This window comes from Paenibacillus tundrae, assembly GCF_036884255.1.
GTDB lineage: Bacteria > Bacillota > Bacilli > Paenibacillales > Paenibacillaceae > Paenibacillus.
The window spans coordinates 6,395,961-6,414,104 of sequence record NZ_CP145605.1 but is presented as its reverse complement, the minus strand read 5'-3'; the positions used below and the strand labels follow the sequence as shown (position 1 = coordinate 6,414,104).

The 18,144-nt window shown below is 45.3% G+C and carries 14 protein-coding genes; 10 read left to right on the top strand and 4 right to left on the bottom strand.

Annotation, left to right across the window (positions count from 1 at the left end; translation table 11 throughout):
* Window positions 1-103: 103 nt before the first annotated feature.
* Both V6W81_RS28645 and V6W81_RS28640 read right to left on the bottom strand, forming a co-directional pair.
* Window positions 104-3,265, bottom strand: coding sequence for a hybrid sensor histidine kinase/response regulator (locus V6W81_RS28645; protein ID WP_338541143.1), 3,162 nt, complete (start codon window positions 3,263-3,265; stop codon window positions 104-106).
* A gap of 100 nt (window positions 3,266-3,365) precedes the next feature.
* Window positions 3,366-4,454 (bottom strand): hypothetical protein, encoded by a 1,089-nt coding sequence (locus V6W81_RS28640; RefSeq protein WP_338541142.1) that lies wholly within the window; start codon window positions 4,452-4,454, stop codon window positions 3,366-3,368.
* 429 nt (window positions 4,455-4,883) lie between these two features.
* Here V6W81_RS28640 and V6W81_RS28635 point away from each other — a divergent pair, with 429 nt between their 5' ends.
* Together V6W81_RS28635 and V6W81_RS28630 are read left to right on the top strand one after the other, a co-directional pair.
* On the top strand, window positions 4,884-6,998 hold the full coding sequence (locus V6W81_RS28635; protein ID WP_338541141.1) for a TerD family protein: 2,115 nt from the start codon (window positions 4,884-4,886) through the stop codon (window positions 6,996-6,998).
* A gap of 618 nt (window positions 6,999-7,616) precedes the next feature.
* Window positions 7,617-9,242, top strand: coding sequence for a rhamnogalacturonan lyase B N-terminal domain-containing protein (locus V6W81_RS28630; RefSeq protein WP_338541140.1), 1,626 nt, complete (start codon window positions 7,617-7,619; stop codon window positions 9,240-9,242).
* 161 nt (window positions 9,243-9,403) lie between these two features.
* Here V6W81_RS28630 and V6W81_RS28625 read toward each other — a convergent pair whose 3' ends face one another.
* The gene (locus V6W81_RS28625; RefSeq protein ID WP_338541139.1) at window positions 9,404-10,021 is read right to left on the bottom strand and encodes a hypothetical protein; all 618 of its coding nucleotides are present in this window, start codon (window positions 10,019-10,021) and stop codon (window positions 9,404-9,406) included.
* Between the two features lie 195 nt (window positions 10,022-10,216).
* On the opposite strand from V6W81_RS28625, the gene V6W81_RS28620 reads away from it, so the two are divergent.
* From V6W81_RS28620 to V6W81_RS28600, 5 genes are all read left to right on the top strand, one after another.
* Complete coding sequence (locus V6W81_RS28620) at window positions 10,217-11,089, top strand: AraC family transcriptional regulator (RefSeq protein WP_338541138.1); 873 nt, start codon at window positions 10,217-10,219, stop codon at window positions 11,087-11,089.
* A gap of 180 nt (window positions 11,090-11,269) precedes the next feature.
* Entirely contained in the window at window positions 11,270-11,884 is a 615-nt protein-coding gene (locus V6W81_RS28615; RefSeq protein ID WP_338541137.1) for a hypothetical protein, read from the top strand.
* 364 nt (window positions 11,885-12,248) lie between these two features.
* A complete protein-coding gene (locus V6W81_RS28610; RefSeq protein ID WP_338541136.1) occupies window positions 12,249-12,509 on the top strand; it encodes a hypothetical protein in 261 nt (86 codons plus the stop codon).
* Window positions 12,510-12,524: 15 nt separating this feature from the next.
* Window positions 12,525-13,043, top strand: coding sequence for an SUKH-4 family immunity protein (locus tag V6W81_RS28605; RefSeq protein WP_338541135.1), 519 nt, complete (start codon window positions 12,525-12,527; stop codon window positions 13,041-13,043).
* An 85-nt stretch (window positions 13,044-13,128) separates the two neighbouring features.
* On the top strand, window positions 13,129-14,109 hold the full coding sequence (locus V6W81_RS28600; protein ID WP_338541134.1) for an SMI1/KNR4 family protein: 981 nt from the start codon (window positions 13,129-13,131) through the stop codon (window positions 14,107-14,109).
* Between the two features lie 228 nt (window positions 14,110-14,337).
* Here the strand turns inward: V6W81_RS28600 and V6W81_RS28595 are convergent, their stop codons facing one another.
* Window positions 14,338-14,835 carry a DinB family protein gene (locus tag V6W81_RS28595; RefSeq protein WP_338541133.1) on the bottom strand — a complete coding sequence of 166 codons (498 nt, stop codon included), beginning with the start codon at window positions 14,833-14,835 and terminating at the stop codon, window positions 14,338-14,340.
* Window positions 14,836-15,071: 236 nt separating this feature from the next.
* Here V6W81_RS28595 and V6W81_RS28590 point away from each other — a divergent pair, with 236 nt between their 5' ends.
* The 3 genes from V6W81_RS28590 to V6W81_RS28580 all read left to right on the top strand — a co-directional run bounded on the left by V6W81_RS28590 (window position 15,072) and on the right by V6W81_RS28580 (window position 18,118).
* Complete coding sequence (locus tag V6W81_RS28590) at window positions 15,072-15,773, top strand: dihydroorotate dehydrogenase electron transfer subunit (RefSeq protein ID WP_338544080.1); 702 nt, start codon at window positions 15,072-15,074, stop codon at window positions 15,771-15,773.
* Window positions 15,754-16,686 carry a dihydroorotate dehydrogenase gene (locus V6W81_RS28585; protein WP_056703070.1) on the top strand — a complete coding sequence of 311 codons (933 nt, stop codon included), beginning with the start codon at window positions 15,754-15,756 and terminating at the stop codon, window positions 16,684-16,686. The genes V6W81_RS28590 and V6W81_RS28585 overlap by 20 nt, the downstream gene beginning before the upstream one ends.
* Window positions 16,687-16,963: 277 nt before the next feature.
* Window positions 16,964-18,118 (top strand): response regulator, encoded by a 1,155-nt coding sequence (locus tag V6W81_RS28580; protein WP_338541132.1) that lies wholly within the window; start codon window positions 16,964-16,966, stop codon window positions 18,116-18,118.
* Window positions 18,119-18,144: the final 26 nt, after the last annotated feature.

Sequence of the window (18,144 nt, the reverse complement as noted above, 5' to 3'; positions counted from 1 at the left end):
TAAGCCGGTGTATAAACCGTGCTTAGCTATTTGGCGTTGAGATCGTTATGTTAACAGATGCTACCTCCGCTATTGCACGCTGCTCTTAATGACGCTCTGCAATTTAACTAAGACGATCATCGAGACGCTTAGGAATGGAGAAGGAGACGGTTGTCCCCTGCCCAGGTGAGCTGACGATACTCAGACCTTGTCCATACATCTGAGTTAACCGACGATGTGTATTGGTCAGGCCAATACCCCCGGTTCGCCCTGAGCCCTGCTTAGGCCATGCCAGCGCTCGCTCGATCTGTTCAGGCTGCATTCCCACGCCATCATCCATAATCTCAATGAGCGTAGCAGTAGCTTCGTGACTGATCCGGATGTGAACTGTTCCGCCAACGACTTTACTTAACACTCCATGTCGAACTGCATTCTCAATAAGTGGCTGAATGGTTAATGGCGGCAGGAATAGGTTCAAGTCATCGGGAATATCCCAGACCACGCTCAGCCGCTCTTCGAAGCGTTCCTTCTCAATATAGAGATAGGCACGGGAAAGGTCTAACTCGTGTGAAATCTCAACCATTTTCTCCGAATTTACGAAATGGAAGCTCGTCTGCAAATATTCAATAAAGGCATCCCCTAACTTCTGCATTCGCTCTGTATCAATCTCACTCAGAACCATAATGGAATTCAGCGTATTGAATAGAAAGTGAGGCTGAATCTGCGCTTGTAAGTAAGCAGCCTCCATACGGAGCCTTTCATCAATCGATTGCTTGAGCACAATTAATGATCTAATCCGGTGCTTCATCTCAACCGCATCTACAGGCTTGGCAATATAGTCGGTAGCTCCTGCCAGAAATCCAGTGTAGATATCCGCAGGCTCATTACGTGCCGTAAGAAGTAGAATAGGTAACTCCGACACGGTTAGACGCTCTCGTACCTTCTGTGTCAGTTCGTACCCAGACATCTGAGGCATCATCACATCCGTAATGAGAAGATCCCAGGTTTTCGTATCCAGTAGTTGCAGCGCTTCATTCGCTGAGGCTACTAATTGGACATGGTAAGGTTCATCGGCAAGCATTGCGCGGAGAACACGTAGATTGACGGGATCATCATCAACCGCAAGAATGCTAGCCATAGGTTGGTCAGAATACGACGAGCTTCGATGAGTGTTCTCTGGCGCAGGTGGTGCCACGAGTATCGGCTCTACCATTAAAGCATTTTCGCTCGTAATCGGTTCCTCGGTATGATCTGGCTGAGCTGGTTGAGCTGGTTGTGAGGACTGGTTTTCTGGTGGGAACAAAATAAAGAATGTGGTTCCTTGCCCCAGAATGGATTGCACACTTAACTCGCCACCATGTAGTTCAACGAGCTGTTTGCATATGCTCAGGCCTAGACCGATTCCACCGCTCACCCGAGCTTCAGGCGTACCTTGTTCATAGGCATCAAATATTCGCTTTTGCGTCTCTGGACTCATGCCAATCCCCGAATCGGTAACCTGAATAAGTACCTGTCCCCTAACTTCACTAGCTGAGACGGTTATTGTACCTTCTTCCGTAAATTTCAGGGCATTGTGAATCAGGTTGTATAGAATCTGAATCAGTCTTCGCTCATCTGCCATCAACCGGGGCAAGGTATCTGGAACGTCCATCACCAATTGAATGGGCCTGCCCTCAGCCATAAACTTGAACATATCGAGGACACCCGTCACGACAGATGCAAGCCCAAGGGGCTTTTTATGCAGCGTAATCCGATTTTCCTTCAGGCGAATAACATCCAGCAGATCATCCACCAACTGTGACATCCGGCGACCAATCGTAATGACCAGATTTAGATTTTCGACATGGTCACTAGAGGGTGAACGTTGATCAGTAACGGCGATGCTCTCTGCAATGTTAATAATCCCATGTAGTGGTGTTCGCAGCTCATGTGCAGTATTAGCGAGAAATTGATCCTTCTGCCGATCTTCTTCTTTCAGTTGTTCATAGAGACTTTCGATCTCGGAAGAGTTGCGGAAGTATTTCTTGAACCAATACGCAGAGAACCCAAAGATCGCTGCCAGCACATCGATTGGATAATATACATTTGTAACCTCACTGATCGAGTTCACGAGCCCCCACAGCACGCTAGATAAGCTACATGTTGCGGCGAAGAGCAGAAAGGTCGCGTCACTGCGCTTTTGAGCGGCCATTTTGACAAATAGATAGACAGACCAAGTGATTGGAAATAGATATAGCGCATTGGAGAAGCCCAGCTCAACCGGATAATAAATGAGGTGAACCGGAGCTACGAATAGGAATGCACAATAGCTTCCAAGCAAGCCAGCATATATACAAAACATGGTTTCAGCTCGGGAGCTGTTCGAGAAGCTACGAGCCATCATCAGTAAGAAAAATGCAAATAAAGGATAGGAAAGAGCCTTTGCTTTGACCATCCAGGTGAAGTTGAGAGGTAGCCAGCTTAACAATAATCCATCATGATCGGAGACCACCGTCATTGCTGCAGATAGAGTCAGCAGGGAGAAAATAAGCAGCCCTCGTTGTTTACGATTGAAGAAAAACATTAAGCCTGCATATAGACTATGTAATAGTAGGGCGGCAAAGGTGATTTTTTGTAAATCGATCGAGAGCCCGTGTTTACTTGCTATAGCTTCCTCTGTACCAAAATAGACTGAGCGTATAATTCCCCCGTTAAACGGGTCATCAAAGTTAGCTGTGCGTACGATGATCTCAAGCTCTGTAGCGCCATCGAGATTATAAGCAACAGTGAAAGTTGTCCTTTCTGGTTGATAGTCTTGGGCATGGGTAGCAGGATGTCCATATTCAGCGACCACCGTGCCGTTAAACTCGACGACGGAGGAAGCCTGAATCTTCTGCGCCCAGAGAGCGACTTCCTTGATTGAAGGATCAAGAAGAATACGTAACCGGTAGGTTCCATATCCATAGGATTCTGAATGCGGCATCACACTACGCCAATCACCCGGAACGATAATCGTTGGGGCGGAGTGGTCTAACGGTGGCAACGTATTCTGTGCCAAGAACTCACTCGGATAAAACTCCCATTCGCCGTCCAGCGAAAGAATGGGAGCTTCGGCAAAATTCCAACCGCGAAGATCCAGCACACCATGCTCAGGATACGGTTGTTCTGGCATGGCGAAGGACTCGGCCCATAACCAGCGGAATCCGAGTAGAGCGGACAAGAATAGAATCGACATGACGACATATCGAGGGATGAGTTTACGAATGAACGGTTTCATAGCTGAGATAAGTTCGACATGATCCTGCAAAATCCTGCATGGGATACATAGGCTGCTTTATTTTGAGACACAAATTGTAGAGATGCAGATTGTAGAGACACGGATTACGAAGATATAACTTCTAAGCGAGCTATGATAAATAGATGCTTCTCGCTTCCTCGCCAAAGTGTGCAATAACATCCGGGTAGTTGCTAATGTCAATCTGCTTCAATCGCATGATTCTCTGGATGAAGATGGTATCCGTGAACATTTTATTAATGATGATCCCGCACCAGGTCGGTGTGCTGCTGAAGTAATTCACCAGTAAGTGAATCTCATCAAACTTGAAGTGCAGAATGTAACATACATAGTTCTGGAGCAGGGTAGTGAAGCAATGTTCGCGGTACAGCGTAGAATGATCTTCAGCCAGAAAATTTCTCATGATCTCAAATAGCGCCGATGGGTTGTCTTCGTATAGCTGTAGCATCAGATCCACGTTGTTAATCAGCTCTACCACCTCATCCAATCCTTCCTCCGAAGGCATGAGCAGTGGAGACGACTTGCCCTCAATGATGCGTAACAGCTCTAGTGTGAGGTGTTTGCTCGCTTGGATGTCTTTAGGATTAATGATGATGTGATCTCCATATTGATCCCAATGTTCACTGTAGTGGTCATGAAATGCTGAGAAATAATGCTCTAATGAGATATTCGTTTGGGTATGGACTAAGTGCTGCTCACGGAATGAACAGGCACAGAGTGTGTCTTCATTCACGGGATGGGCGTACAGATAGAAAAAGAAGAAAAAGTCACGTAACTGGTGTTTCTGTTCTTCGCTAAATCGTGACAACACACTACAGTGGGACAATTGAAAGAAGCTATAACTTTTCATCCTATCATTCATGACGTTGTAGGCATTTGTCGGGCGAACCGTCAGCGTGCTGTTGATCGTGAATAGTAAATAATACAGAATTAGTTCTTCATAGACATCCATCTGGTGGAACCTCTCGGCGAGCACAGGCTGCCAATCTGGACTTGCAACATAGTGGGCGTCTCGTGGTTGTAGATCGTACATCCAACTCGTAAAAGATTCCCCGGGTTCACCGATAAACGATAATTCTGCACAATTATCCTCATTGAAACAGTATTGGAAGGCTCCCCACGGAGCAGGCTGCATATCCTGTTTGAATTTGATTTTAAAATATTCATAAATAAGTAACTGAATTCGTGGCTGTATCTCCATTGATCATATCCTCGGTTCCTATAGGAATTGTACTGCCGTTCAACCAACATATTCTGGTAGACTCTGCGCATTCTGTTCGTTATTAGGAACGATAGCATTCTCATTGATATTGTTCAAGCAGTGCCACATTGCCATTCCAAGATCATCTCAAGTTCATCGCGTTTGATTTCAAGTCGTAATACTTTTGCCCTGTTGGGAGTTCATGGAATCTGAGATGATGGGTTCACCAAAGGTTCGGGTTACGAACTTCCGACCTTCGGCCTTCAGGCTATTGAGATCCTTCCTTCTACATTCATATGAGAAAATAGGGTCGCAGCTCTCCTGAAGGATTTTATGCCAGAGAGGAGGCGTCCAGGCTATCACATTCCTTCCTTCTACCGCTAACCTTTTAAGTTATTTAGGGATGTGGCTTTCCTGGACTCTTTAATCATGAACAATACAATCTATTTGCGCAGAGCAAACAAACTTATAATTGAATCGAGCGAATGCGAAGGGCAGAAACAGTTATCCAAAACGATGCTGGCAACAGCCCTCAAGAATGTAGAAGCCCTTGGATACACTTTCTCCAATGAGTTGATTCAAGCGGTGAAGCAGTTGTCCAAGGAGCAATTTGAAGCATTATATACACAGCTTATCCGTGATTTAAAAGTCATGGTGGGTGTCCATGTGGCGTACAAACCGATGTATCCAGGGTTCCCCCTGCAAGTGATGGAGGAGAATGAGGCAGATTTATATCTGAACGCCATCATCCACTATCTGACCCATGTAACGGCAGAGCATCTGGATCAACCATCCGTGAAGAGATCACCGTTCATGGAGAAGACAAAGCTGAACGTGATTGGTCTTGGTACCAAGCAAGCGTTCCAGACGCTAATTCGCCAGATGATCGAAGCCAAAGGTTCCATTTCGCAGACAGACAAGGAAGATATCGACACAGTGCTGGAACATGCAGATGCATGTGAAGTGGATGCCATTTTACCTTCCGAAATTCCGTTCAAAGAAAATGTAGGCTTCGTGGTTGCTTCATTATTGAAGCACGAACAGGCGAATATGGAGCGAATCGGTCTGTACTTTAAAACGGCAAGTGATGTCCTCCGCCTGGCGGTTGCCTGGTCGGATGGGGATGTGAGCCTGGCGCTGGCTTCGCCATTCCGTAAATTCAAACGGCGTGAGAGACGTCTACTGCTCAGCCTGCTAGAGCAATGTGGCTCAATTACAGAGGATATGCTGCGATATAAGGATCGCTGGATTCGCCTTGGCGAAATTCTGCATCCTTCGGAATATAAGCATCGGTATCCACGATGCCAAGAGGCTTTTGATATTTTGCGTAACAATAAACCGTATTCGACCTTTAACGGCAGCGTAGAGCTTGCTTTTCAATACCGGAATGTGTGGAGTCTCATCGACCTGTTATCACAGCGTCCTGGTGAATTCGCGAGAAGATTGGATCACTTGCTACGTATAACGGAGGATGATGTGTATGTACTACTGGCATTCAGTGAGGTTGTACCGCAAGTGTCCACGCCGGTGCTGTTGCAGGTGAAGCAACACTTCGCGCAGCGTAATGAACCGCAGGATCTGCGTGTCTTTTTCCCTAAAGGCAATGTGGCGAGAGCAGTTGCTATCCCGGATGAACTGCCTTATATCGATGAAGCGATATGCCGTGATGTTGTGCAAGTATGCGAACAGGAATTGGTAACGCGGTTTGCTACCCTTCCTCCACTGGGGAAGACGTATGTTGATCCAAGACTGCATAATTATCTGGTGCCCTTCTCTCAGAGATCGGCGAGCAAGGCTTTGCATACGATTGTGCGCGGAAGTCGTGTGCCAATGGGAGAGGGAGATACGATTCGTTTCTTCAACTGGTGGAGAGAAGGAGTCGTGAATGGTCAATCGACAGGGCGTGTGGATATTGATCTGTCCGCCGTCATGTATGACGAGAACTGGAACTATGTGGAGCATATTTCCTACACCAACCTTCGGTCATCCAAGTATAAAGCGGTTCATAGCGGGGATATTGTGACAGCACCACAAGGTGCATGTGAATTTATTGATCTGCATATCCCGTCGATTGTGAACTATGGTGGGCGTTATGTAGTGGCAACGATGCTATCGTATACCAGTCACCCCTACTGCGATTTGCCAGAATGTTTTATAGGTTGGATGATGCGGAAGAAGCCTAGCTCAGGTGAAGTCTTTGAACCGTCTACTGTAGCTAACAAAATTGATGTCACCGCAGATACGCAAATTGCGATTCCTGTCATCATGGATCTGGTAGAGCGTACCGTGATCTGGACAGATCTGGCCCTGACCCGACATCCAGAGCTGTATAACAACGTGGAAGGCAATCAGAAAGGCATGGTATTGATGGGCAAAGCCCTGACAACGCTGCGCAAACCAGCTCTGCATGACCTGTTCCTTCTCCATGCGAAAGCTCGCGGTGAGCTGGTGGATACGATGGATGAAGCAGATACGATCTATTCGGTAGAGCAGGGCGTTACTCCTTATGATATCGAGCAGATTATGGCGGAGTATCTGATCTAACTTATGAAATATCTTAAGGGCTGTCCTTATAAGTCATACATATGACGGGGGACAGCTCTTTTAGCCAAATTTTGATGTAATGAAGCTGACACACGTTATTCGCTAGTATTATCCCGGATCTGAAATTTAACGAATCACAGCGGCGTTATTTCGTCGATTTCGTCGATTTTTGAGGTTTTGATACCGTTGTATGATGCGATAGAGTTACTGAGGTTCGTTAGATCTTGCATATGTCGATAATCCGCTTGTTAAGACGCCATAGGTTCGTTAGCGCTTGGAGCGAAGAGGAAAACCTTTTAAGATAGCTCCTTTTTATGAGATTTTTAAAGGATAGATGCTGTATTTTCATTGCAATTTTATGTAATATAATGGTATTATTTTGTTGTAATTGTAAAATTACTGAATGCAAAGGAGTGGTATAAGGAGGTGGGAAATAAGCGTTACATGAATTGGCGGATCTACTCAACATGCATACACATACACATACACATGCACATATCACACTTCAGTCATTATGGACATGCTCACAGAAGCTATTTCAATATGAGACGGGATAGCAAGTTTCGATACAATATAATGTAAGCGCTTTATAAATTGAGCCCAAGGGGGGATTTACTCATGGCAAAACGCTTCCTGAGAAAGTCGCTTGGCTTGTTTTTAATTCTCGCTTTAATCGTTACAGCTAGTATATATCCAGCATCTACCGGACAGGCGGCTACGATATATGTGAATGATACTGGCTCCAGAATTGAAGTGAATACGGGTTCCGGATTAGTCTACGTGGTGAACAAAACCAATGGGGACATCATATCAGCCAAAATGAACGGTACGGAGCTAAACAGCAACAGAGGATCGCATATCGGTTCGGGTCTAGGCTCCTCCGCCAATGTCACTTGGAATACCTCTCCTTCAGGATCAACGGTGTTAATCACGGTATCCACGAGCACCCTAACCCACTATTATGCTTCGCGTGGTGGAGAGAATATTATTTACATGGCAACATACACCACGGCTCAACCTTCCATTGGGGAGTTACGTTACATTTTTCGCGGTAATGGCAGTGTCTTGACAGGAGTTCCTGAGCATTCAAATAATCGAGGCAACACAGGAGCTATTGAAAGTCAGGATGTATTTGGTTTCGCGAATGGTCGAAGTGCCTCTAAATATTATGGTAATGATCAGGCCAAGGATTTATCTGTGCGCGGGGTTACAGGCAATGGTGTTGGTGTATTTATGGCGTACGGCAATCGGGAAAAGAGCTCGGGTGGACCATTCTTCCGTGATATTCAGTTTCAAAGTGGGACAGAGACAGAGGTGTATAACTATATGAATTCCGGACATGCACAAACGGAAGGTTGGCGAGTTGGTCTGCATGGACCATACGCTTTGATTTTCACAACAGGTGGTACGCCAAGTGTTCCTGATTTCAACTGGATGTCTGGCTTGAATCTGCAGGGCTGGGTATCGAGTCGAGGAAATGTGGTGCTGAATGGTCTGTCGGGAATGGATACGGGTTATGCTTACACCATCGGGTTCGCCAACAACAATGCCCAGTATTGGGTGGGGACGTCTGCAAGTGGGGCAGCTGCCAAATATGGCATGATTCCAGGAACATATACCATGACAGCCTACAAGGGAGAACTGGCTGTATATGAGGAAACGGTTACGATCACAGCAGGACAAACGACGACTCTGAATACACGTACCATTAACAATGATCCGAGTAAAGCTTCCAGCATCTGGCGGATTGGTAACTGGGATGGTACACCACGGGAGTTCCTTAATGGACAGACAATTCCGATCCGTCACCCTTCCGATAGTCGCAATCCTAGCTGGGGGCCAGTTACCTACGCTACGGGGAGTGCAACCAATCGATTCCCGGCAATTCAGTTCCGTGGTGAAAACTCTCCGACTGCAATTACGTTTAACTTGAATGCATCTCAAGCCGCCACTTCTCACATGCTGAACATTGGTATTACCGCGGCATACAATAATGGCCGACCAAGTATCACGGTTAACGGGCATACGTTATCCAACCCTGCCGCATCCTCACAGCCTAACTCTCGCAGTTTCACCATTGGTACCTATCGTGGAAACAACACAACGTTTAGTTGGAATGTTCCAGCATCTTACTTCGTAAATGGCTCCAATACGATCACGATTACACCGATTAGTGGTTCCAGTGACTTAGGTAACTGGTTGAGTGCGGGTTGGGTCTATGACTGTGTTGAGTTGCTGAATTAAGTCAAAAGCTCAATGTACTGGAAGCTATAAAGGGTAGCCTACGGTGGTTTTCATAACCGGGTGTAGGCTACCCTATTTATCTTTGTTTTCCTATTGGAGCGACAGACTCGGGTGTGGATGCACACAGTACATTGCACTGAACCAAAACCACGTGAATATAATCAGCGAATTAGTTCGATGACTTTAGCTATATTTTCGTTTAAGGATGACATGGTCTTCTCATAGTCTGTTTTAATAATGAAATTCTCAGGATAACTCGTGATATTGTATAAGGTTGTACTTTCGGAAGAGCCGGAAGTGATCTGATTGGTAATCTCCTCTAGTAATGCATGAACCTCGTTCCAATTGGCAGGGAAGTCTACATTGTTCTCTTCAACATCGAAATAGTCCCTTAACTCGTAGATCATCAGGTACAGATTCTGATTTGTTTCGATAATGCGCTGTACTTCGTCCGTATACTCACCATGGTCCATTTTCAGTATGATCGACTCTAGATACGTATAATGATCTGCGCTCATACCAGATATAAAGCCATCGGAGAAGAATTGAGCTTCATTTCGTGTATGTGCATTGTTCAGATCCACCAAAAACCTATATATATTCTGAACACCACTGGAGTAATCCGTGTATAAGTTTGCTTTACTTTCATAGATCGGTGGGAGGGTGTCATCCTTTTGCTCCATGTTGTTTTGATTAAATACATAGAATTGAATTACGTTAGAAATAAGTACTGCAGCAACAATGATGAAGATGTACTTTATTGCATTATTTTTTCTCAATGGTCGTTCTCCTTACATAAATATTTACATGCTTATATATAGAACGCACCCAAGAATTGAAAGTTATGATGTTTTACAGAATGTATCACACCTCATTGGTTAACCATATCAGATCGTGCCTACAGAACGGTGCAGGAAAAGTCGGATGTGAACAGAGGGATTTTGCTATGCTTTCAATAACGAGGGAGGGATGATATGGATTCGCTAACGCGCTTAAACGAAGCTCTGAATTACATTGAAGAGAATTTGACAAACACTTTAGATATGAAAGAGGTTGCCCGGATTGCTTGCTGCTCAGAGTATCATTTTACACGGATGTTCTCATTTCTTAGCGGTGTCACATTCTCAGAATACATCCGACGTCGGCGACTGACGTTAGCGGCGATGGAGCTGGGTCGAAACGATAGCAAGATCATTGATATTGCACTGAAATACGGTTACACCTCGCCAGATTCATTCACTCGAGCTTTTCATAGCATGCATGGTGTTACGCCTTCCGAAGTGCGTGATCACAGTCCATCAATCAAAGCCTTCCCGCGGATGACATTTCAGTTAACCATTCAAGGAGGAAGCGAAATGAACTACCGTATTGAGGAAAAAGAAGCGTTTCGAATTGTAGGCATTAGTGAGCGGGTACCGATCATATTCCATGGTGTGAATCCGCACATTGCTGCGATGGTTCAGCGTCTTACGCCGGAGCTCATTGATACCATTAAAGGGTTATCGAACGTCCAGCCCCATGGATTAATTAGCGCTTCGATTCATTTCAGTGAGGATCGAATGCAGGAGCAGGGAGAGTTGGATCACTATATCGGTGCAGCGACAACAAAAGAATCACCAGAGGGTCTGGCACAACTGGAGGTACCTGCCTCGACTTGGGCTATATTTACCGCTGTTGGCCCATTTCCAAGCACACTTCAGGAGATTTGGGGACGGATCTATGCAGAGTGGTTCCCTTCATCTAATTATGAGCTGAGTGAAGGGCCGGAAATACTTTGGAACGAGCATAAGGATGTCACTGATCCGCAGTATAAGAGTGAGATTTGGATACCTGTGCAGAAGAGATGAGATCGTTTGTTGCCCATGTGTACATGAGCAGGAGAAGAGGTTCCATGTGTAGAATGGGTGTGAGATTCGTTTATATGTTGGCTGAATGACGTTATCGCGCAAAACCAATCTAGGGCGTGTCTGAAAACTGCAAAAGACGCAGGTGTTGAGACACGTTCTACACAGGGGGCACCTGAATCGATGAAGAATAGTGGTTTCTATAAACTTAAGTTTCTAGTGACGCCAGAAGAAATGAGAAGTATGTTGGAACTCTTTCAACAGAAGGAATGTCGGTTTACTCTTTCGAATTATGCTGCCACCACGCATAATCTAGATCAAGTGTGTGAAGCTTATGAAACATATTTTCAGTATTTCACAGCACAAGAGAAGCCTAACTACCACCCTCATTGGGTGTATTCTGTTGCGTGTAATCTGGATCAACGAATCTCTGGATTTTTTATGAAAAATGAAGGACATAGTTTCCCAGTTCAGGATCAATGGGCAGAGGATGAATTCCCTTATATCTTGCTCTCACTGCCAAAGGGATTCCAAGTTAATCTTCAGGACGAACGGGGAAACTATTATATTTATGAAGATATTCGGGAGCACCTGCCGTTAACATATGCGTTATTTGAAGAGGCTTCACAATCCATCAAAAAAATGACCAAGCCACTTCGGTTCAAGGTATGCGCGGAGGTATCATCAGATGCGTTACAGGAGCAGAAGCCTCCGGTACGGATTAGCTCAAGTGCAGCCCAAGAGATGAGCACCTCCTGGTTATTTGAGAAATATAGAATATCCATGAGCGTGAAGTGAGCTATAACGCGATGTAGAGCATATTCAAGGAAGGATGAGGGATTGACGTTCAGAATATAGACGACCCCGACCAAGAAACGACCAAACTGCATATAAGCGACGAGAATACATGGAATCTTATCGAGATCAATCAATGCTACACGGTTACTTACACGCGGGACAAGGGCTCGACTCAGGGGAAGTTATCAACTATTAAGAAGTCGGAGTCGGAATAATTCAATGTCATAGGTTCATGTGCCACGATTAGAAATGGGGGTATTAAATGGAAGCCCTGAATCTTCAACTAGATGAAGCATGCATCTCATCGTTACATATATCGCAAGAACAACTAGAAATAGTAATTCAACGATGGGATCTGACCAGAATGAGCATAATGATTGCTCACTACACCAGGTTATACGAATATAACTCATTGGGCAGAGAGATCAATACCTTTAATGTACTTCGTGAATCAGAGCTGCTTGAGATTGAAAAAAGAGAATTGAAGGAAATGGATCATGATCCAGAAGAATATATGAATCTAGTCCACCTCCAGTTCATCGGTTTTAGCGATCTTCCTCTATTAGATATTATTGTCGACCCATCAAGAGTTAAGGTAGATCAGATAATGCAGACGAGAATTTAAAATGGGGGTCATAGGATGTTCAATATGGATTTCGACATTCGACAGATCCGAGAATACTATGACACACAGCTACACGAATATGATTACAACCAATTATTGAGTTTAGGTGTGAGTCGTCATAATGCCGAGTTTATGATCGAGATTGGTATACCCGCACAATTCGATATTTTTGTATTCTATGATTTAGTCCATTTTCAGAAATGCACCATTGATGGTGAGTCTTTTATCCAAATAGGCCATTATAGTTTTAGTGAGTATGGGCTATACCTTAAAGAAGGTAGTAATGGACTGTACGCAAGCTCTTCCTTCCACGAGCCTCATGTATATAAGCTGAACCAAGATATGAAGACATTCTTCTTATTTCATCTCGTGAGGAACGAAGTAGCGATGCAAATGAGGCAGGAAGGCCAATATACTACATATAACTATGCTGATGAGTTACGTGAAATATATAAAGAACTTGATCCAATTGCAATGAACGATGTTGAAGGGTACTGGTCACATCTGATTGAGGATTACGAAACTGGATTATGAGTTCTTGCTTAACTGGAGACGAGCATCTGGAAAGTGGTATAATTTTCAACAAGTTGTTTAACGTGAATGAACGGGGAGGATAACCATGAGAGACGATCTGTTGGTTCAGCTAGAAGAGTGGCATGAAGAGGATAAATATCAGAGCATCGTAGATGCAGTTCAAGCGATTCCTGCGGAAGAAAGAAATTATGAGTTGGTTAACCATCTGGGGAGAGCGCTGAATAATCTGGAGCGTTATGAAGAGGCAGTTGAACAATTCCTGACGGTTGCCGAAGAGGGCAAAGACGATGCACTGTGGCATTATCGGATTGGTCTAGCCTATTACTATCTAGAGCAATATGATCGTGCAGAGGAAGCTTTTGAGAGATCGGATGAACTGGAACCTGGCGATGAGGATACCCTAGAATTTCTGGAGTGGATTCGAAACAATGACAGTGATGAATCCGATGAGGAGACAGAAACTGAAGAAGATTCTGAATCTGATCATGAGTCTGAACTTGAGTCGGAGTCTGTAGAAGACATTACGATCTCCGCGCCTACAGTTCCAACAGTTCAGCTTAATGAAAACTTCGATCCGACCCACTTCTGGAATGATAGTGAGCTGGCTTTGGAGCAATATGTTTCTAATCCGCCAAGTGAAGGGCTCATCGCTTCCGTTGAAGAGGAACTGGTCTTCAGATTACCAAATTCTTATGTTCAGATGATGAAGAACCATAATGGAGGCGTGCCGAACAATCGGTATTTCCCTATTGGTGCAACAGATTCAGGTGTGGAAGAGTACATCAAGTTGAAGGGGATCTTGGGAATTGGCCGTGAGAAACCAAATTCACTGTGCGGATCTGCGGGAAGCTGGGCTTTGATCGAGCAAGGTGGTTATCCGGAATTTGGAGTGGTGCTCAGTGAGTGTGCCTCTAAGTCTGGAGTGGTCATGCTGGATTATCGCTCAGCTGGAAATGACGCAGAGCCCGAGGTCGTTCATGTGGACAAGGACAACCAGTATAAGGTGACGACGCTTGCGCCAAACTTCGAGACATTTGTCCAAGGGCTTGTGCATCGAGAGGTGTAGAAAGAACCCGCGGGGAAGATCGGATGGTAACGCAACGCAAGGATTGGTTTTTTATTGTTGGGCAAGTTCTGTCTGAATGATGAATTAAGTAGCATTGTGGAAAAGATTATCGGGGAAAGCCCCTATAGATTCTTGGGTACAGCGCAGTATGAATAAAGAGCTTAAACAAGCCGTAGTAGGAGCGAGTGCTCCCTCTACGGCTCATTGTTGTTTATCTAGGCTCCGCGCTTATGCCGGATAACCGCCTCCAGGTGGCGGCCATGCCCCGTAGAAACGGCGTAACAGTACAATCTCTCCTAAATGATAGGAGTTGTGAGATGCAATGTTGCGCAGCAGTCCAGCGATCGTCTCACCTGGGAAATACGGCAATGTGTCATCTAATTGAGCTGTCTTCGCAATAGTTACCGCCTGATCAATACCAGCTAGAAAAGCCTGAATATCTGCTGTCCACGTCGCTTCATCCTGCGGACCTGTCTCTTCAGGCCAGCTCTCCATAACATGGGAAGGAAGCTGTGGTTTCCGTCCCTCGATATGTGTCAACATGAATTGTTGCCAGTAGTGCATGTGTTTAACAAGCTGATAGATTGTGTACGGCATATGTTCATGAACGCGTCCGGCGAGCTCCACGCTGATGTCGGGGAGAGCACGAGCAATGGGTAGATGCCCACGTTCCCCAACGAGTGATTGTACCAAAGCTTGTCCAAACGATTGATTTGCATCCGACATGCGGAGTCATCTCCTCTAATTCTCTAATTAAGTGTGTGATCTTAAGAGTAGTATACAATTAAATTTTGCAAAATAAAAATAGTGCATAAAAGCCCCGCCCCCAGTGGTTCGGAGTGATCGACGTTATGATGATCCAGCCGCAGAACTTAATCTATGGTTTATAATGTGAAACCTGTCACGTACTTTTTGACCCTTTTGCGATATAGTGAGTGGTTAATGGAGGGGTTATATTGGCTATGGCTATGATCATTTCGAATGAAGCACTTGCTCCGCAGATCTATGTGATGAAAGTACAGGGGAATTACAAAGGGAAGATGGGACAATTCTACATGCTCCGCAGCGGAATGAGTTACCCACTGTTGCCTAGGCCGATAAGCATTTATGACATCGGGGAACATGACATTTCCTTTTTGTACCGCGTTGTTGGAGAAGGGACACGGCAGTTATCGAGGCTATTGTCTGGTCAGGAGATTAACCTGGAGGGGCCGTTCGGGAATGGTTTCCCACAGGTCGAGGGGAGCTTGGCTCTCATTGGAGGTGGCATGGGTACGGCTCCATTACTGCTGGCTGCCAAGCAATACCCTCATGCACATGTGTATCTAGGATTTGCGGAGCAATCCTTCGGCGTTGAAGCCTTCAAGGCTGTAGCAGCTTCTGTGCAAGTGAAGGTTGGTGGGAGTATTGTGGAACAGGTTAATCCAGCGCGTTACAAGTATATGTTCTCCTGTGGTCCGACTCCTATGCTTCAGGCTCTTGCGCTGCAAACGGTAGGGACATCTTCTCGTTTATACATTTCCACGGAACGGCATATGGCTTGTGGTATTGGTGCGTGCTTAGGTTGTACAATTCGCACCCGTACAGGTAATCGTAGGGTCTGTAAGGAAGGGCCTGTATTCCCCGTTGAGGAGGTGGAGTTGGATGATCTCCATGGCATGTAATATCGCAGGTGTGTCTATGAAAAATCCGATTATTATGGCTTCAGGTACGTATGGATTTGGACGTGAATATCAGGAATATGTTGCGCCTGCCCTATTGGGTGGCATCGTTGGTAAGGGATTAACCTTGCATCCGAAGGACGGTAATCAGGGTGTGCGAATCAACGAAACGGCGTCTGGCTTGCTCAATAGTGTAGGTCTGGAGAATCCGGGGGTCGTTGCCTTTCTAAAAGATGAACTGGATGAGATGACTCGCTGGGATACGGCAGTAATTGCGAATATAGGCGGTGCCAATCTGGAGGAATATGTGCAGGCTGTTGCCCTGATTACGGAAAATGCACAGAAACGGCGTACGATGAATCGCAGGGGAGTGGATATGCTGGAGCTGAACATCTCTTGTCCTAATGTCAAGCAGGGAGGGATGCAATTCGGCGTTCAGACGGAAATGGCGCGGGAAGTGGTGCGACAGGTGCGTAACGTAACAACACTCCCGCTGGTCGTTAAGCTATCTCCTAATGCAGAGAATATTACAGAGATGGCGATCATGTGTGAGAAAGAGGGTGCAGACGGTGTATCTCTAATTAATACCTTTTCAGCGATGAAAATTGATATCCGTCGTCGCCGGAGTGTATTTGAGAATACGTACGCAGGTCTCTCTGGGCCTGCGATCAAGCCGATTGCGCTACGAATGGTGCATCAAGTGGCTCAGGCGGTATCTATCCCAGTGATCGGCATCGGCGGTATTAGCTCTGTCGAGGATATTATTGAGTTCACGATGGCAGGCGCGGCAGCCATTCAGATTGGAACCTATAATTTCGTTCAGTTACGGGCAGGAGCAGAATTGGTAGAAGGTCTTGAACAGTGGATGCAGCGGGAAAAGGTGAATTCGTTGGATGAGATCCGAGGAATCATATAAGGGACGAAGGGCTTCTATCCTCATTTATATAGTGTAAGCTTAAAGCTGTTGTTGGTAGGCATACCGGGGACAGCTTCTTTGGCGTGAATTCATATGGATTCATAGACAGATCATTTAATTGATATTGTTGCAGATTTATAGACCCTGACCTATAGTAATTAGTAACAATTGTAATCGTTAAAAAATAAAATAGCGGATTGAATATGAAGAAGAGAACTGTAAATTTCTGTGTTATAATAATGTATCTCAAGACTTCGGAATCAAGGAGGAAGCTCCTGTGAAGGTCATATTAGTTGACGATGAACGTTTAGCATTGATCGGTCTTAAGAAAATACTAGAGAAAGAAGTCAGTGGGGTTGAAGTTCTGGCTACCTACTCTGATCCAACAGAGGTAATGACGGGGGTCATGATACAGCGTCCTGATGTGGTGTTTCTGGATATTCACATGCCGGAGATTGATGGGCTAGAGCTGGGCAGGAAGATTCAACAGGCAGCACCTGATATCGAGATTATTTTTGTGACCAGTCATGATCAATATGCTGTGCATGCATTCGATTTACAAGCCTTAGACTATGTGATGAAGCCGATTAAGAAGGATCGTTTCCAGCAGACGTTAAGCCGGGTAAGGGAAAGATTGAATTTGAAACGGGAGCAAAAGGGCAGGGATACGAATACACCTCTCATTTGTTGTTTTAATCAGATACAATTCAAGATGCCTGGTCAAGAGGCGCAAACGGCTAAGTGGCGTACAAGTAAGGCCCAAGAGCTTTTCGCCTATTTGCTTCATCACCGCAATCAGATTATCCATCGCAGTACCTTGCTTGAGCTGTTATGGCCAGAGCTGGAAGAGGACAAGACGGTGCATCAGCTCTATACCGCAATGTACCATGTACGCCAAACCCTCAAAGCCTATCATATGGATATGGTGACGATCCAGAGTGGACATCTGGAAGCAGGTTACCGTCTGGAATTAGGCGAAGTTCAGTTAGATAGTGAGCGGTGGGAACAGGAAGTGAAGCAGTGGAAGAGTGTGGACTCCAGTACAGTGGATGCTTATGAGCATGTGCTAGGGTTATACAAAGGCACGTATCTTGGGAACTATGAGTATATGTGGGCAGAGCCCGAACGGGAAAGACTGCGGTATCTATGGTTATTCCATATGAGACAACTCATCCATTATTATCAGCAACAAGAGCTGCATGAGAAGGTTATTGAGAATACACGCCGGATACAGCAGCTGCTGCCTGATGAGGAAGAGAGTTATTTTATCCTTATGAAGTTATATGATGAGTTAAATAATGATTATGGTGTAGAAGAGCAATATCGCCTGCTGACGACTAGAATGGAACAGGATCTAGAGATTCCGGTCAGTCAGAATATCAGGGAATGGTATCAGGATTGGAAGCAGGGTTTAACGAAAATTAGAAAATAATACATGGGTTCCTTGCTTGCACATCT

Coding starts and splice junctions, on each gene's coding strand:
- V6W81_RS28640 (WP_338541142.1), bottom strand. CDS start 4,454: ATGGAGATACAGCCACGAATTCAGTTACTTATTTATGAATATTTTAAA.
- V6W81_RS28635 (WP_338541141.1), top strand. CDS start 4,884: ATGAACAATACAATCTATTTGCGCAGAGCAAACAAACTTATAATTGAA.
- V6W81_RS28630 (WP_338541140.1), top strand. CDS start 7,617: ATGGCAAAACGCTTCCTGAGAAAGTCGCTTGGCTTGTTTTTAATTCTC.
- V6W81_RS28620 (WP_338541138.1), top strand. CDS start 10,217: ATGGATTCGCTAACGCGCTTAAACGAAGCTCTGAATTACATTGAAGAG.
- V6W81_RS28615 (WP_338541137.1), top strand. CDS start 11,270: ATGAAGAATAGTGGTTTCTATAAACTTAAGTTTCTAGTGACGCCAGAA.
- V6W81_RS28610 (WP_338541136.1), top strand. CDS start 12,249: ATGAGCATAATGATTGCTCACTACACCAGGTTATACGAATATAACTCA.
- V6W81_RS28605 (WP_338541135.1), top strand. CDS start 12,525: ATGTTCAATATGGATTTCGACATTCGACAGATCCGAGAATACTATGAC.
- V6W81_RS28600 (WP_338541134.1), top strand. CDS start 13,129: ATGAGAGACGATCTGTTGGTTCAGCTAGAAGAGTGGCATGAAGAGGAT.
- V6W81_RS28595 (WP_338541133.1), bottom strand. CDS start 14,835: ATGTCGGATGCAAATCAATCGTTTGGACAAGCTTTGGTACAATCACTC.
- V6W81_RS28590 (WP_338544080.1), top strand. CDS start 15,072: ATGGCTATGATCATTTCGAATGAAGCACTTGCTCCGCAGATCTATGTG.
- V6W81_RS28585 (WP_056703070.1), top strand. CDS start 15,754: ATGATCTCCATGGCATGTAATATCGCAGGTGTGTCTATGAAAAATCCG.